This window comes from Streptomyces sp. SID12501 (assembly GCF_010550245.1).
Lineage (GTDB): Bacteria > Actinomycetota > Actinomycetes > Streptomycetales > Streptomycetaceae > Streptomyces.
The window spans coordinates 1-476 of record NZ_JAAGLU010000513.1; the positions used below are offsets into that span (position 1 = coordinate 1).

The window sequence follows — 476 nt, forward strand, 5'->3', positions numbered from 1 at the left end:
CTTGGTCTTTCCGTGGTCGACGTGACCCATGACCGTGACCACGGGGGGCCGCGGTGCGAGGTCCTCGTCGCCCTCGGCCTCGAGCTCGGCGTCGAGGTCGATGTCGAAGGACCCGAGCAGCTCGCGGTCCTCCTCCTCGGCCGACACCATCTCGATGACGTAGCCGAGCTCGGCCGCGAGCGTGCCGAACGTGTCCTCGTCGAGCGACTGCGTCGCGGTCGCCATCTCACCGAGGTGGAACAGCACCGTGACGAGCGCGGCGGGGTTCGCGTCGATCTTGTCGGCGAAGTCGTTGAGCGACGAGCCGTGACGCAGGCGGATGACGGTCTTGCCGTTGCCGCGCGGGACGCTGACGCCACCGAGCGACGGGGCCTGCATGGCCTCGAACTCCTGGCGCTTCGCGCGCTTCGACTTCCGCCCGCGGACGGGGCGACCGCCGGCGCGACCGAACGCGCCCTGCGTCGAGCCGCGACCGG

General features: G+C 71.2%; 1 protein-coding gene. It reads right to left on the bottom strand.

Features of this window, described 5'->3' with window-relative positions; translation table 11 throughout:
- On the bottom strand, window positions 1-476 hold a 476-nt coding region (locus G3I71_RS47035; RefSeq protein ID WP_203733139.1), incomplete at both ends, for a translation initiation factor IF-2 N-terminal domain-containing protein.